Source organism: Methylobacterium sp. BI1 (assembly GCF_056680125.1).
Map to the genome: position 1 here is coordinate 1,811,049 of NZ_CM155267.1, position 13,050 is coordinate 1,824,098.

Here is a 13,050-nt window from a genome sequence, read left to right on the forward strand (position 1 = left end):
GGACTAATCGGTGATGAAGCCGACGCGGCCGCGATAGGCGCTGCCCAGGGGACTGGCGCCGGCGACGCCGTAGAGGCGGTTGAAGCGCCCGAGCAGGATCGCCTGCGCGTCCTGCGCATCGACGAAGCCGTCATCCGGGCGGGAGACTTGGCGCGGCTCCATCGGCTTGGCGATGTAGGGCGTGACCATGATCATCAGCTCGGTTTCCTGCCGCTGGTAATCGCGTGACCGGAAGAGCGCGCCGATGACCGGCAGGTTGATCAGCCCGGGCAGGCCGGTGATCGCCGCCTTGTTGCGCTGCTGGATCAGGCCGGCGGTCATCATCGTGGCGCCGGAGGCGAGCTCGATCGTGGTCTCCGACTTGCGGACGGTGAAGCCCGGCACGGCCGTGGTGGTCCCGGTGAAGTTCAGGTTCAGGGCGTTCTGCTGGTCGATCTCGGTGACCTGGGTGCCGACGCGCACCGAGATCTTGTTCTCCGCCAGTACCACGGGGGTGAAGTTGAGGCTGACGCCGTAATCCTTGTAGCTCACGCTCGGGACGCAGGTCTGGATCGTGCTGGTGCCGACGGACGTACAGCTCAGGTTCGACGGGACCGGGATCTGCCCGCCGGCCGTGAAGGTCGCGGATTCCCCGGAGATCGCAGTCAGGGTCGGCTCGGCCAGGACCCGGGAGACGCCGGCCTGCTCGAAGGCCCGCAGGGTCGCCGTGAGGTTCGCGCCGCCGGGCCCGTTGATCGTGCCGGAGAGGAGGTTGCCGGTCGGGAACGAGCCGCCGTTCAGGGCGAGCGGCGCCGTGTTCACGAGGTTCAGGCCGGACCAGCCGCCGCTGAGGTTGACGCCGAACTGCTTCAAGACCGTGCGCGACACCTCGACGACGGTGACGCGCAGCATGACCTGATCCTTGCCGCGGATCGTCAGGTTGTTGATGACGGCGCCGCGCGCCGCGGCGCCGGCCCCTGAGATGCCCACGAAGGCGTTGGCGATGTCGAGGGCCTGGGCCGCCTCGGACGACGAATTCACGGTTCCGCTCAGCACCACCGAATCCCCGGCGGCGCGCACGTCGAAGCGGCCGCCGGCGATGCTCTGGTTCAGGGTCTGGCGCAGCACGTTGAGGTCGCGGGCCACCGTGACGTCGAGGGCCGTGATTTGCCGGCCCTCGGCATCCATGATGAAGATCGAGGTGGCCCCGTTCTCCATGCCGATGATGAATACCTTCCGGGTCGAGCGGACGACCGCGTTGGCGACCTTCGGATTGGCGACGAAGACCTCCTTGGCGTCGCGCGGCAGGTCGATCACCAGGGAGCGCCCCATGGTGAGATCGATCCGGCGCGAGGTCGCGGCCTCGTTGCTTCCGACCGCCAGGACCGGGGCCGCCGTCAGTCCGCCCGTGGGCTGAGCGAAACCGGGGCTCACCATCGCTCCGGGCAGGATGCCCGCGAGGAGGCAAGCCAGCAGCGGGGTGCGGCGCGCCGCCGGCCAGGGGGAGAGGGTCATCGACATGTCCTCAGTCATGGTGCGTGTGCCTGCCTCAGCGCCGCGATTGCTGCTTCGCGACGCCGAACCGCACCACGGTCAGAGCCGTCTCGGGACGACCCTCGAGAAGGGGCTCGCCCCCGCGCCCGCTATCCATCAGGCTCCGCAGGGAGAGCGAGAGTTGACCGACCTTCTGGGCGAGCGTGACGGTCTCGGCCTGGGCCGGAGTCAGGGCCAACGTCGCCGTCTGGCCCGTGGCGACGGTGTTGCCGTTTTTTTCCTGCAGGATCTGACCGATCGCCAGGACGCGCACGTCCTGCAGCAAGGTCTCGGAGACCTGAACCTCCGCGCTCCCGCGCGCGGATTCCTCGTCCCGGTAGGTCCGGATCACGTCCACGTGGTCGTTGGGCAGGATGAAACCACCCGCCGTACTGCTACCGATCGCATCGATGGTGATGGCGACGGCGCGCATGCCGGCGGGCAGGATCGCGGCCATGAAGCCGCCGTCGGAGCGGGCGAGCTTCTGCGGGCGGATCGGTTCACCGGCGAGGAAACCCGACCGGGCGATCGAACCGACGATCTCCTCCATGCCGCGCGGCGAATTGGTGCGGGTGATGTAGCCGGTCGTGACGGCATCGTTCGGCCAGGGCTGCCAACGCAGGTCCGGCGCCTGGATGTTCTGGCCCATCGGCAATTCGGCGGCGGCCACCAGTACGTCCGTCATCGGCACGACGGGCGGTGGAACGATGGCAGCCGGCTGAACGACCGGCTTGTCCTCCCCGCTGATCAACAACGCCGCGCCACCACCTGCCACGAGGGCTATGGCAAGGACGGCCAGTCTGGCTGGTTTCATCGCCGAACTCGAACCTGCGACGGCACATCGCCGTGTCGATCCAGAGTGGCCTAGCATTCCTCAAATTACGGTTAACAAGGGGTAATCGATCCGAAGCAATGCCGAATCGATGGGCAGGCTCGATCAGACCGCGACCAGGCGGAGCCAGATGGCCGTGTCGGGCAGAACGAGGAGTGCGGAGAGGGCGAGGGCGATGCCGTAGGGTACGCCGGTCTTCGTGTCATGCAGATGCAGCACGAAGGGGAAGCGGGCGGCCGCGGACGGGAGCGGCTGCTGGCGCAGGGCGAGGAGCGTCAGCGTCAGCGCACCGCCGGCGAGAGAGGCGATCACGAGATAACCGGCCAGCTGGTCGAAGCCGATCCACAGGGCTGTCGCGGCCGCGAGCTTCGCATCGCCGCCGCCGATGAAACCGAACGCGAAGAGCGTGAAGGTGACGAGCAAGGTCGCGGCACCGGCGCCGAGATGCCCGTAAAGATCGTCCCATCCCAATCCGGCCGCGACGGCGAAGACCGCGAAGCCGACGATCAGGGCCACCGAGACGGTATTGGGAATCAGCATCGTCAGGAGGTCCCTGACGGCTGCGTAGGCCATCAGGAACGGAAACACGACGAGGAGACTGACGCTGGCCATGTCGCTTTCGGTCCTGTCTCTTGCGGCGCCGAGCCTCGGGAAGGCTTGGCCTGACCCCCACGATCCCGGATCGGGATTAAAAGTCCGTGCCGCCCGATCCGACGCGGCGGATGCCGGACGCGCGATACCGCGTGTTCGAAACGGAGCGAGGAGCATCGCGGGCATCCCGCAATACTCCTCGAAACCGGCAAGATCGGACGATCGTCAGCGCACCGCTCGGCCACCGGGGCCGGAGCCGCGAGACCGTCCGGGGTGCGCGGACCGCGATTACGAGCTCTTGAGGTTGTTCGCCACGGTGGTCAGGGTCGCGTTCAGCTTGGTCCCGACAGTGCCCAGGACGGTGACGACGGCGACGGCGATCAGCGAAGCGATCAGGCCGTACTCGATCGCGGTGGCGCCGGACTCGTCGGCCACGAAACGCTTGAACATGGTGGTCATGGCAAAATTCCCCTGGAAGTGGATGTGCCGTTCACGCTGTAGGCGTCTCAATCGGCGACAGGTTCAGTGTGCCTGGGTGCCCTTGCCATTGGGTTAAATCGGTCTTCGAAACCAAACCGGAGGAGTCCGCTTCGGGATTTGGTGAAGTTTTGGTTAAATCGCACGCTCGGCGTTCAGCAGTCGAACTCGCCGACCCCATCCAAGACTTTTGGTGGTCCCAGGAATCTACTTGGCGCAGCCGCGATTCACTGACGGTCGACACAGGAACATCGCGCGACCAGTTCGCGCTGGCGGTTATCGGTTCGTTTACCGTAACGGTGTCTCTTGGTGAGCGAGCTTCGGCCGGCGGGTGCGTCCCGATGCACCGAGATCAATCACGATCTGCGTCGTGCCGTGCGGTCCAGTGAGCGTCCGATGCACTCCCCAACCCATCCGCCCTACATCCCGTTCAGGATCCTGACCGCGCTGCTCGTCGCGGGGTACGCCGTCTTCGGATGCAGGCCGGTGCGTGCCCAGGCACCGGAGGCGCCGCCCACCGTCGTGGCGGTCACGGTCGACAACGCCAAGGTCATGCGCCTGCCGGAGAAGACCCAGACCGTCATCGTCGGCAACCCGATGATCGCCGACGTCGCCCTCCAGCGGAACGGCGTCCTGATCCTGACGGGGAAGAGCTTCGGCAGCACCAACCTGATCGCGCTCGACACCGCCGGGCACATGCTGGCGGAAACCACCATCAGCGTGCAGGCACCGCAAGCCGCCGTGATCACGGTCCAGCGCGGCCTCGAACGCGAATCCTATTCGTGCACGCCGAACTGCCAGCCCTCGATCCAGCTCGGCGACGCGACCAAGTTCTACGGCGAGGTCAGCAGCCAGGCCGAGAATCGCCGCGCCCTGGCTACGGCCGGCGCCGGCCCCACGGGTCGCTAGGGCGCCGGAGGCCGCGGAGGGCACGGCCTGGACCTCATCGGGCCGGGCTATGCCGATCGGCGTTCTCCGTCGCCGACGCCAGGCGAAACCCGTCCAGCCCCTCGACCGTGGCCGCGCGGCCCGCGCGCCGGTCGGCGACGTACCGAAGCGCGCCGGCGACCACGCGCTCGGAATAGGGTTTGGCGATCACCCCGACCGCGCCGGCGAAATCGTCAGGGATGCGCTTGGCGTTCGCGGTCATGAAGACGACGGTGGTGTGAGGATCGGCGCTGAGCGCGCGCGCCACCTCGACGCCGGTGGGGCCGTCGATGAGGTGGATGTCCACAAACGCCACGTCTGGGGAAGTCGTCCGTCCAAGGGTGATCGCCTCAGCCGAACTCCCCGCGACGCCGACCGTGATGTGGCCGAGGTCATCAAGCAGGCATTCGAGTTCGAGGGCGATCAGGACCTCGTCCTCGACCACGAGGATGCGCAGGGGCGTCTCGCTCATGGGGAAGCCCATTCGGGTCCGGGTGCCCGATCCGTGATGGCGCTTTGCAGCGAGATCGCGTCGAGGGGAACGACGATCTCCACGCGGGTGCCCGGCGCGACATCACTCCAGGCGATCACCCCCCGGAGCTGGCGCACCACCATCTCCACGAGTGAGCGACCGAAGCCCGCCGGGTTCGGCGTCCCGCCGGCCAGACCGACGCCGTCGTCCTCGATCAGCATGCGCAGACCGTCGTCACTGCGCTGCGCGGTGATCGTGATGCGACCGGGCCGGCTGTCGGGGAAGGCGTGCCGAACCGCATTGGTCGCCAGCTCGTGCATCATCAGCGCCAGGGGCGCCGCCATCGCGGCCGATACGGCGATCGAGTCGATCTCCGCACTGACGGACGTCCGATCGGTGTCGAGCCCCGCCACCAGCTCCGAGACGAAGTCCTCGGCGAACTCGCGCAGGTCGAACCGCGTGACGTCGCCGGTCGAGTAGAGCATCCGGTGCACCGTCGAGAGGGCGCCGATGCGCTCCGCCATCCCCTGCAGGGCATCGCGGGCCTCACCGCGCGGGGTGCGCCGCGCCTTGAGGAGCATCAGCGAGGAGATGACCTGGAGGTTGTTCTTGACCCGATGGTCGACCTCGTGGAGGAGCGCGGTCTTCTGCTCGAGCGCGGCGCGAAGGTCGGCGGTCTGCTCGCCGACCCGTCGCTCGAGCTCGTCGTGCGCGTCCTTCATCGCGACTTCGTTCCGGTACTTGCCGGTCATGTCGGCCTGGGCCGAATAGAAATGAACGATCTGCCCCGTCCCGTCATGCACCGGGGCGACGGTCATGCCGTTCCAGAACGAGGTCCCGTCCTTGCGGTAATTGACAAGTTCGATCTCGATCGGCCGTCCGGCAACGACCGCGTCGCGCAACCGGCGCACGGCGCGGGGATCGGTCTCGGGCCCCTGGAGCATGCGGCAGTTCCGCCCCGAGACCTCGTCCCAGGCGTAGCCGGTCAGGTTCAGGAAGGCGTCGTTCGCCCAGACGATCGGGTTGTCGGGCTGGCGCGGGTCGGTCAGGACCATCGGCGTGGGACTCGCGGTGAACGCCGCCACGAATGCGTCTGCGTTGATGCCGAGGCCGCGTGCACTGGTGGCCGGCGTTTCCCTATGCGTCATGATCGGCTTCAGCCAAGACGAGACACCCGAAATGTTGGCTTGCGAACTGGTGGCCTGGACGTTGACCCGTCGCCGGTCCAATCGGGCGCGAACACAGACTTGAACTGCCGGGATACCCCGCCGTCAACACCTGGATCGTGGAACCTCTGGAGGGCGGTCGGGCCGCTAACAGAAAGATGCGAGACCTCGCGTTAAGATTTCGGAAGGCATGATGCCGATGATAAGCGATGCGCCACGGCGCGCGGGCCCCGCGACTGTCCCGTGTCGGGTCGGCGCCGAGGCCTGCTATGGTTTGCGGGCATCAAGCCTTTCGGCCCCCAGGAGTTCCATGCCATGGCCCAAAGCGACGCGCTGGACATTCCGAGCCGCCGCCTCCGACTGCGGGACATCGTCGAGGACCCCAGGATCCTCCTTATGCTCGCCCTGGGTTTCTCGTCGGGTTTGCCACTGCTGCTGGTCCTCGGCACCTTCTCGACGCGCCTCGCCTACTCGGACGTCGACATCAAATCGATCGGCCTCTTCAGCTACCTGGCGCTCCCCTACACCCTGAAGTTCTTCTGGGCGCCGATCATCGACCGGTTCGACGTGCCGGTGCTGAGCCGGGCGCTGGGACGACGCCGGGCCTGGATGATCGCGACCCAGTGCGCGGTCGCCCTCTCACTGACCCTCATGGCCTTCGCCGATCCCGGCACCAGCCTGGCCCTCCTCGGTTTCGGCGCCTTCCTCGTGGCCTTCTGCGCCGCGACGCAGGACGTGGTCATCGACGGCTGGCGCATCGATGCGGCCGGCACGGACCTGCAGGGGGTGATGGCCGCCACCTCGAATCTCGGCTACCGCCTCGCGCTGATGTCGGCCGGTGCCGGAGCCCTGTTCATCGCCAGCGCCTATGGCTGGCATGTCGCCTACCTGTCGATGGCGGCGCTGATGGGCGTCGGCATGGTGGCCGCGCTGCTCGCCCCGGCCTACGATCGCGCGATCACCGCGGCGACGCCGGCCACCCCGGCGCGCACCTGGACCTTTCAGGGCGCGGTGCTGGAGCCCCTGACCGAACTCCACACGCGGCTCGGCGCCGGCCTCTGGGCGATCCTGCTCCTCGTCGCCCTCTATCGCCTGCCGGACTTCATCTCGGGCGTGATGGCGAGCCCGCTCTATCGGGAGGTTGGCTTCAGCCTCGTGGAGATCGGCGCCGTGTCGAAGCTCTACGGCATCTGGGTCGGCATCGCGGGGGCCTTCGTGGGCGGCTGGGCGATGACGCGCTTCGGCCTGTTCCCGACCCTCGTCGTCGGCGCCTTCCTGGGCGCGGCCTCGAACCTCGCCTTCTCGTGGCTGTCCTTCGGCGGACCGGAGGTCTGGCGCCTCACCGCAGCGATCTCGATCGACAATTTCTGCGGCTCCTTCGCCGGAATGGCGCTGATCGCCTACATGTCGAGCCTCACCGCGCCCGGCTTCGCCGCGACCCAGTACGCGCTCTTCTCCTCGCTCTACGCACTGCCGGGCAAGCTCGTAGCCGGCACCTCCGGCTTCGTCGTCGCGGCCTACGGATATCCGGTCTTCTTCGCCTTTACGGCGGCGGTCGGCATCCCGGTGGTCGTCCTGTGCCTGCTGGTCGGCCGGGCGGGCGAGCGGAAGGCCTCCACCGCGGCGGCGACCGCGACGGACCCGGTCCGCCCCGAAGCCGCCGCGGGCGACGAGATCGGCGGGAACCATCCGCGGGGCCCCGGCCTTGCTTCCACCGGCCAGGATACCCCTGGCGCAGGCCGGCCCGCGAAACCCCACCCGGCACACGGATGAGATGGCAGACGTGAGCAACATTAAACTCGTCGACGACACCACCACCGCCCCGACCGTGAGCCCCGGCCTGCCCGGGCTGAGCGAGGCCGATCGGGCCGCCCTGCGGCGCGCGGTCGAGGCCCTCGAGAAGCCCGGCCTCGCGGCGCGGCTCTCGGCCGTGGCCGGCGCACCCCTCGATATGATCGGCCGGGCCTTGCCCGCCCCGGTCACCGACGCGGTGTCGCAGGCCACGGAGAGCGCCATGCGCGCCTCGCTGAAGGTCGCCCTGGCGACGCTGCCGGAGGGGCGCACGATCCCGGTCCCGACCGATCCGCTGCTCGCCGGTCCGGCCGACACGGACACCGCGACGGTCCGCACGGCCACGCGCCTGGCGAAGTACCTGCCCTCCAGCGCCTTCGGCCACAAGGCGATGGCCGCCGTCTCGGGGGCCCTCGGGGGCGCCTTCGGCCTCGCGACCCTGGCGGTCGAACTGCCGGTCTCCACCACCCTGATGCTGCGCTCGATCGCGCAGATCGCCCGGGAGGAGGGCGAGGATCTCAGCGATCCCGAGAATGCGCTCGCCTGCGTGCAGGTCTTCGCGCTCGGCGGCCGCGAGGCGGCCGGGAGCGCCCTGACCGAGAGCGGCTACTTCGCCGTGCGGGCGGCACTGGCCAAGACGATGGTCGAGGCGGCGCGCTACGCTGGCAACCGCGCCCTCCTCGACGAGGCCGCGCCGGCCCTGATCCGCTTCTCGACCCAGATCGCGGCCCGCTTCGGCCTCGTCGTCTCCCAGAAGGTGGCGGCCCAGGCCGTGCCGATCCTCGGGGCCGTCGGCGGCGCCGCGGTGAACGCCGCCTTCATGGACCACTTTCAGTCCACCGCCCGCGCGCATTTCACCGTGCGACGGCTGGAGCGGACCTACGGCGCGGCGCCCGTCCGGGCCGCCTACGAGTCCGAGAAGGCGATGCTCGGCCTCTAACGGTGCCCCGGTTCAGGCCTTCGGGTAGCGCTGCGACAGGAGGGCGTGGACGAGGCGGGCGGTCTGCACCTCGCCCCCCTCGGGCCGGCCCGGTTTGGTGGATGGATTCCAGCCGTACAGGTCGAAGTGGACGTGGGCCCGCGTTCCGGGCGCGAAGCGGCGCAGGAACAGCGCCGCCGTGATCGCCCCGGCGAACGGACCGCCCGAGACGTTGTTCAGGTCGGCGACCTTCGAATCGAGCAGGCTCGCATAGGGTTTGTGCAGGGGCAGGCGCCAGACCGGGTCGGCGACGGCGCGTCCCGCCTCGGACACCGCCGTGGCCAGGGCCTCGTCCTCGGTGAAGAAGGCCGGAAGATCGGGACCCAGGGCGACCCGGGCAGCCCCCGTGAGAGTCGCGAAGTCCAGGATGAGATCCGGCCCGTCGGCATCCGCCAGGGCGAGGGCGTCGGCGAGGATCAGCCGCCCCTCCGCATCGGTGTTGCCGATCTCGACCGTGAGCCCGGCCCGGCTGCGGATCACGTCGCCGGGCCGGAAGGCGCTACCCGAAATGGCGTTCTCCACGGCCGGCACGATCAGGCGGAGCCGCAGGTTCAGGCCCGAGCCCATGACCATGTCGGCGACCGCGAGGGCGGCAGCGGCGCCGCCCATGTCCTTCTTCATCAGGAGCATGCCGCTGGACGGCTTGATGTCGAGCCCGCCGGTATCGAAGGCGACGCCCTTTCCGACCAGGGTCACGCGCGGCGCGTTCGTCGGTCCCCAGGACAGGTCGATGAGACGCGGCGCCCGCGGCGAGGCAGCGCCGACGCTGTGGACGAGGGGAAACGCGGCGGCGAGGTCCGTGCCGGTCACGACCGCGACGGTGGCCCCGTGGCGCTCGGCGACGTCGCGCACGGCGGCCTCGATCTCCGCCGGCCCGAGGTCGTTCGCCGGCGTGTTCACGAGGTCGCGGCCCCGGGCCACCGCGTCGGCGATGCGGGTGACGGCGGCGCCGTCGACCCCGTTCGGCACGACGAGGGCCGGGCGCTCGGAGCCGGCCTCCCGGTAGCGTGCGAAGCGATAGCTTCCGAGGAGCCAGGCGAGGGTTGCGGCACCGGCATCGAAGCCCTCCTCGGCAACTAAGCGGTAGGTGCCCGCCGGCAGGGAACCCGGGAGCTTGCCGGCGATCAGCGGATCGCTGCCGTCGCCCAGGCCGAACAGAATCTGCCCGAGCCGACCATCGGCCGCCGGGAGGAGAACGATCCGCCCGGCCTTCGGCGCGAACTCGGTCGCGCGGGCATAGACCGCCTGCGGCGCCGGCAGCGCCGCCTCGACCCGGGGCCAGCTCTCCGGCGTGACGCTGAGGATCGGGATCGCATCGCCGGGATCGGCGACGAGGCGGGACAGGGGCTGGGTCATGGCACTCGCGAGGGCAGGGGCGGGGGCGGGGGCGGGGGCGGGAGATTAACGGCGGGTTAGGGTTAACGCTCTATCACCGGGACAACGGGAGCGCGAAGCGTTCGCCTCAGCAAATTCTGGGCCCCTGTGGGCCATCGTGGAGCGCGTCATGGTCAGGCCGCTGGTCAAGTTCACTCGGGTGCGCCCGATGCCCATCCTTGCGGCGGCGCTGGTGGCGGGCCTCGTCGCCGGTTGCCAGTCTCGATCCCCGGAAACCACCGGTTCCATCGGGGGAATCTCGCTTCCGGGCTTCGGCCGTTCACAGGGTCCAGCCATTGTCGGCCGGCGCGAGGTCGAGGCCCTCGGCGAGAAGTACGCCGCCGACCAGAACGACCTGTCGCTGGCCCTGCGCTACGCTCAGGCCCTGCGCGCCACGAACCAGAAGACGCAGGCCGTCGCGGTCCTCCAGCAGGCGGCCCTGCGCAACCCGAAGAACAACACCGTCCTGGCGGCCTACGGCAAGAGCCTGTCCGAGGTCGGTCGGTTCCAGGAGGCGGCCGACGTCCTGCAGAACGCCCACACGCCGGCGCGTCCGGACTGGCGCGTGCTCTCGGCCCAGGGCGCGGTGGCGGACCAGCTCAACGATCATACCCGGGCCCAGGGCTTCTACGAGGCGGCACTGAAGATCCAGCCGGACGATCCCGTCATCCTGTCGAACCTCGGCCTCTCCTATGCCCTCGGCCGCCAACTGCCGCAGGCCGAAGCGACCCTGCGACGGGCCGCCGAACAGCCCCGCGCCGACGCCCGGGTGCGCCAGAACCTCGCCCTGGTGCTCGGACTGCAGGGCAAGTTCGCCGAGGCGGAAGCCGTTTCTAGCCAGGATCTCTCGCCGGACGAAGCAGCCGCAAACACGGCGGCGCTGCGGGCCTTCGTGGCACAGCCGAACAGCTGGAAGGCACTGAAGGCCGCCGATGCCCGCAGCGCCCGACCGGTGCGCCAGGTCGCCGCTGGTCCCGCGGAGTGAGGGCGTCTGCCACCGATGGGGCGGGTGACTTGAGGTTAACCGCAGGTTAAGGCCCACGCCTTAGTTACATGATGGACAGGACGCGGAGCGACGCCAGCCCGCGGCTGTGCCCCCGGAAGAGGAGAGTGCGTGCGTTGGGGGACTGATCGCTGGCGCTTCTATCGGCTGATCGGACGCGAAGTCGCGCGCTCGGTGCGCGACACCTATGCCCGGGTGACCGGCCGACCCGATATTCTTGCCCGTGCCCGCGTCACCGCTCTCGTCATCGCGCCGCATGATCTGCGCACCAGCGACGCGACCTTCGCCGACGACATCTACGCCGGCCTGTTCGTCTTCGCCGGGCGATCCCTGTCGGTCAGCGGCCGCTCGCCCTTCGATTATGCACCGCCCTCTCCGGAATGGGCCGACATCCTGTACGGGTTCGGCTGGCTGCGCCACCTGCGCGCGGCCGATACCGCCCTGGCCCGCTCCAATGCCCGCGCCTTCGTGGCCGATTTCATCGCCGGCCGAGGTGACGCGGCCCTCGCCCGGCCGACGCCGGTGGCCTCGCGCCGGCTGATCTCGTTCCTGTGCCAGTCGCCCCTCGTCCTGGAGGGCGCCGACCACGCCTTCTACCAGGCCTTCCTGAAAGCCCTCGGCAAGACGGCCCGCGACCTGGAGAGCGACCTGCGCCGGAGCATTTCCCCGCAGAGCCGTCTGCTGGCGGCGGTGGCCCTCTGCTATGCCGGCCTGTGCTGCGACGGCATCCAGGCGATCCTGCGCCGCTCGACCCGCATCCTGGTGCGGGAGCTCGAGCGGCAGATCCTGCGCGATGGCGGCCATCGCAGCCGCGATCCGCGCTTCGCCATGGAACTGCTCCTCGACCTGCTGCCCCTGCGCCAGAGCTTCCTCTCGCGCAGCATCGACCCGCCGGAAGCGCTCCTGCACGCCATCGACCGCATGCTGCCGCTCCTGCGCCTGCTCCGGCACGCCGATGCATCGCTGAGCCACTTCAACGGCATGGGGGCCACGGCGGCCGACCACCTCGCCACCCTGCTGGTCTACGACGGCGCCCTGGCCCAGCCGATGATGCATGCACCGAACTCCGGCTACGAGCGCCTGGAGGGCGGGCGGGTGCTCGTCGTCGCCGATGTCGGCGCGCCGCCGCCGCTGCCCGATTCGATCAATGCCGGGGCCGGGTGCCTGTCCTTCGAGATGTCGAGCGGCCCCCAGCGCATCGTCGTCAATTGCGGCCTGCCGGCCAGCGGTCCCGAGCTGCGCCGCCTCGCCCGCAGCACCGCCGCCCATTCCACCGCGACGGTGGGCGATACGTCGTCCTGCCGCTTCCTCGTCGGGGGCGGCGCCTGGTACGAGCGCTGGGCCGTGACCTGGCTCTCGCACCGGATCGGACCCGTGATCCTGCGCGGCCCGCGCGACGTGAAGGCGGAGCGGACGACGGAGGAGGGCGCCACCATCCTGGCTGCCCGCCACGACGGCTATGCGGGCGATCTCGGCATCGTCCATGAACGGCGTTGGCGCCTGGCGAGCAACGGCAACGTCCTCGAAGGCGAGGATGCCTTCCTCCGCTCGCCGGCCGGCAAGCGGGGCAAGACCCGGAACCGGCAGCAGGAGGTGGCGGTGCGCTTCCACCTGCACCCGGCGATCGCGGCGCGCGGTCTCGACGACGGCCGCCTCGAACTGACGTCGCCGATCGGCGAGACCTGGCATTTCGGTGCCGAGGGCGTACCCGTGGCCCTGGAGGAGAGCGTCTACTTCGCAGGGATCACCGGCGCCCGGCGCACCGACCAGATCGTGCTCTACCTGCCGGTCGCAGAGGACACGCGCATCCGCTGGGGCTTCGCCCGGGCTCCGGCGCGTCAGGGCTGACGGGGGCGACTGGCCGCAGCGCACAATTTCGTGGTAGGCGCCGCACAGTTTCTCGTCGCTTGCCTCCGGACGCAACGC

At 69.6% G+C, this 13,050-nt stretch carries 12 protein-coding genes; 5 read left to right on the forward strand and 7 right to left on the reverse strand.

Going from position 1 to position 13,050, the window contains the following annotated elements; genetic code table 11:
* Nucleotides 1-3 precede the first annotated feature (3 nt).
* The 4 genes from AC1MGR_RS08545 to AC1MGR_RS08560 all read right to left on the reverse strand — a co-directional run bounded on the left by AC1MGR_RS08545 (nucleotide 4) and on the right by AC1MGR_RS08560 (nucleotide 3,394).
* Nucleotides 4-1,494 carry a type II and III secretion system protein family protein gene (locus tag AC1MGR_RS08545; RefSeq protein ID WP_480234300.1) on the reverse strand — a complete coding sequence of 497 codons (1,491 nt, stop codon included), beginning with the start codon at nucleotides 1,492-1,494 and terminating at the stop codon, nucleotides 4-6.
* 34 nt (nucleotides 1,495-1,528) lie between these two features.
* Nucleotides 1,529-2,326, reverse strand: coding sequence for a Flp pilus assembly protein CpaB (gene cpaB / locus AC1MGR_RS08550; protein WP_108034635.1), 798 nt, complete (start codon nucleotides 2,324-2,326; stop codon nucleotides 1,529-1,531).
* Nucleotides 2,327-2,449: 123 nt separating this feature from the next.
* Nucleotides 2,450-2,956, reverse strand: coding sequence for an A24 family peptidase (locus AC1MGR_RS08555; RefSeq protein WP_480234301.1), 507 nt, complete (start codon nucleotides 2,954-2,956; stop codon nucleotides 2,450-2,452).
* A 267-nt stretch (nucleotides 2,957-3,223) separates the two neighbouring features.
* A complete protein-coding gene (locus AC1MGR_RS08560; protein ID WP_108034637.1) occupies nucleotides 3,224-3,394 on the reverse strand; it encodes a Flp family type IVb pilin in 171 nt (56 codons plus the stop codon).
* Between the two features lie 414 nt (nucleotides 3,395-3,808).
* Between AC1MGR_RS08560 and AC1MGR_RS08565 the strand changes: the two genes are divergently transcribed.
* Nucleotides 3,809-4,321, forward strand: a complete 513-nt coding sequence (locus AC1MGR_RS08565) for a pilus assembly protein N-terminal domain-containing protein (RefSeq protein WP_108034638.1) — start codon at nucleotides 3,809-3,811, stop codon at nucleotides 4,319-4,321.
* A 34-nt stretch (nucleotides 4,322-4,355) separates the two neighbouring features.
* On the opposite strand, the gene AC1MGR_RS08570 is transcribed toward AC1MGR_RS08565, so the two are convergent.
* Entirely contained in the window at nucleotides 4,356-4,811 is a 456-nt protein-coding gene (locus AC1MGR_RS08570) for a response regulator (protein ID WP_108034766.1), read from the reverse strand.
* The gene (locus tag AC1MGR_RS08575; RefSeq protein ID WP_480234302.1) at nucleotides 4,808-5,959 is read right to left on the reverse strand and encodes a histidine kinase dimerization/phosphoacceptor domain -containing protein; all 1,152 of its coding nucleotides are present in this window, start codon (nucleotides 5,957-5,959) and stop codon (nucleotides 4,808-4,810) included. The genes AC1MGR_RS08570 and AC1MGR_RS08575 overlap by 4 nt, the downstream gene beginning before the upstream one ends.
* Before the next feature lie 333 nt (nucleotides 5,960-6,292).
* Between AC1MGR_RS08575 and AC1MGR_RS08580 the strand changes: the two genes are divergently transcribed.
* Nucleotides 6,293-7,750 (forward strand): AmpG family muropeptide MFS transporter, encoded by a 1,458-nt coding sequence (locus tag AC1MGR_RS08580; RefSeq protein WP_108034640.1) that lies wholly within the window; start codon nucleotides 6,293-6,295, stop codon nucleotides 7,748-7,750.
* 10 nt (nucleotides 7,751-7,760) lie between these two features.
* Complete coding sequence (locus tag AC1MGR_RS08585) at nucleotides 7,761-8,708, forward strand: EcsC family protein (RefSeq protein WP_480234303.1); 948 nt, start codon at nucleotides 7,761-7,763, stop codon at nucleotides 8,706-8,708.
* A gap of 12 nt (nucleotides 8,709-8,720) precedes the next feature.
* Here AC1MGR_RS08585 and AC1MGR_RS08590 read toward each other — a convergent pair whose 3' ends face one another.
* Nucleotides 8,721-10,103, reverse strand: coding sequence for a leucyl aminopeptidase family protein (locus AC1MGR_RS08590; RefSeq protein WP_480234304.1), 1,383 nt, complete (start codon nucleotides 10,101-10,103; stop codon nucleotides 8,721-8,723).
* Nucleotides 10,104-10,251: 148 nt separating this feature from the next.
* Between AC1MGR_RS08590 and AC1MGR_RS08595 the strand changes: the two genes are divergently transcribed.
* Nucleotides 10,252-11,106: a tetratricopeptide repeat protein gene (locus AC1MGR_RS08595; RefSeq protein WP_480234305.1), complete on the forward strand. Its 855-nt coding sequence runs from the start codon at nucleotides 10,252-10,254 to the stop codon at nucleotides 11,104-11,106.
* Between the two features lie 129 nt (nucleotides 11,107-11,235).
* Nucleotides 11,236-12,972 carry a heparinase II/III family protein gene (locus AC1MGR_RS08600; protein WP_480234306.1) on the forward strand — a complete coding sequence of 579 codons (1,737 nt, stop codon included), beginning with the start codon at nucleotides 11,236-11,238 and terminating at the stop codon, nucleotides 12,970-12,972.
* Nucleotides 12,973-13,050: the final 78 nt, after the last annotated feature.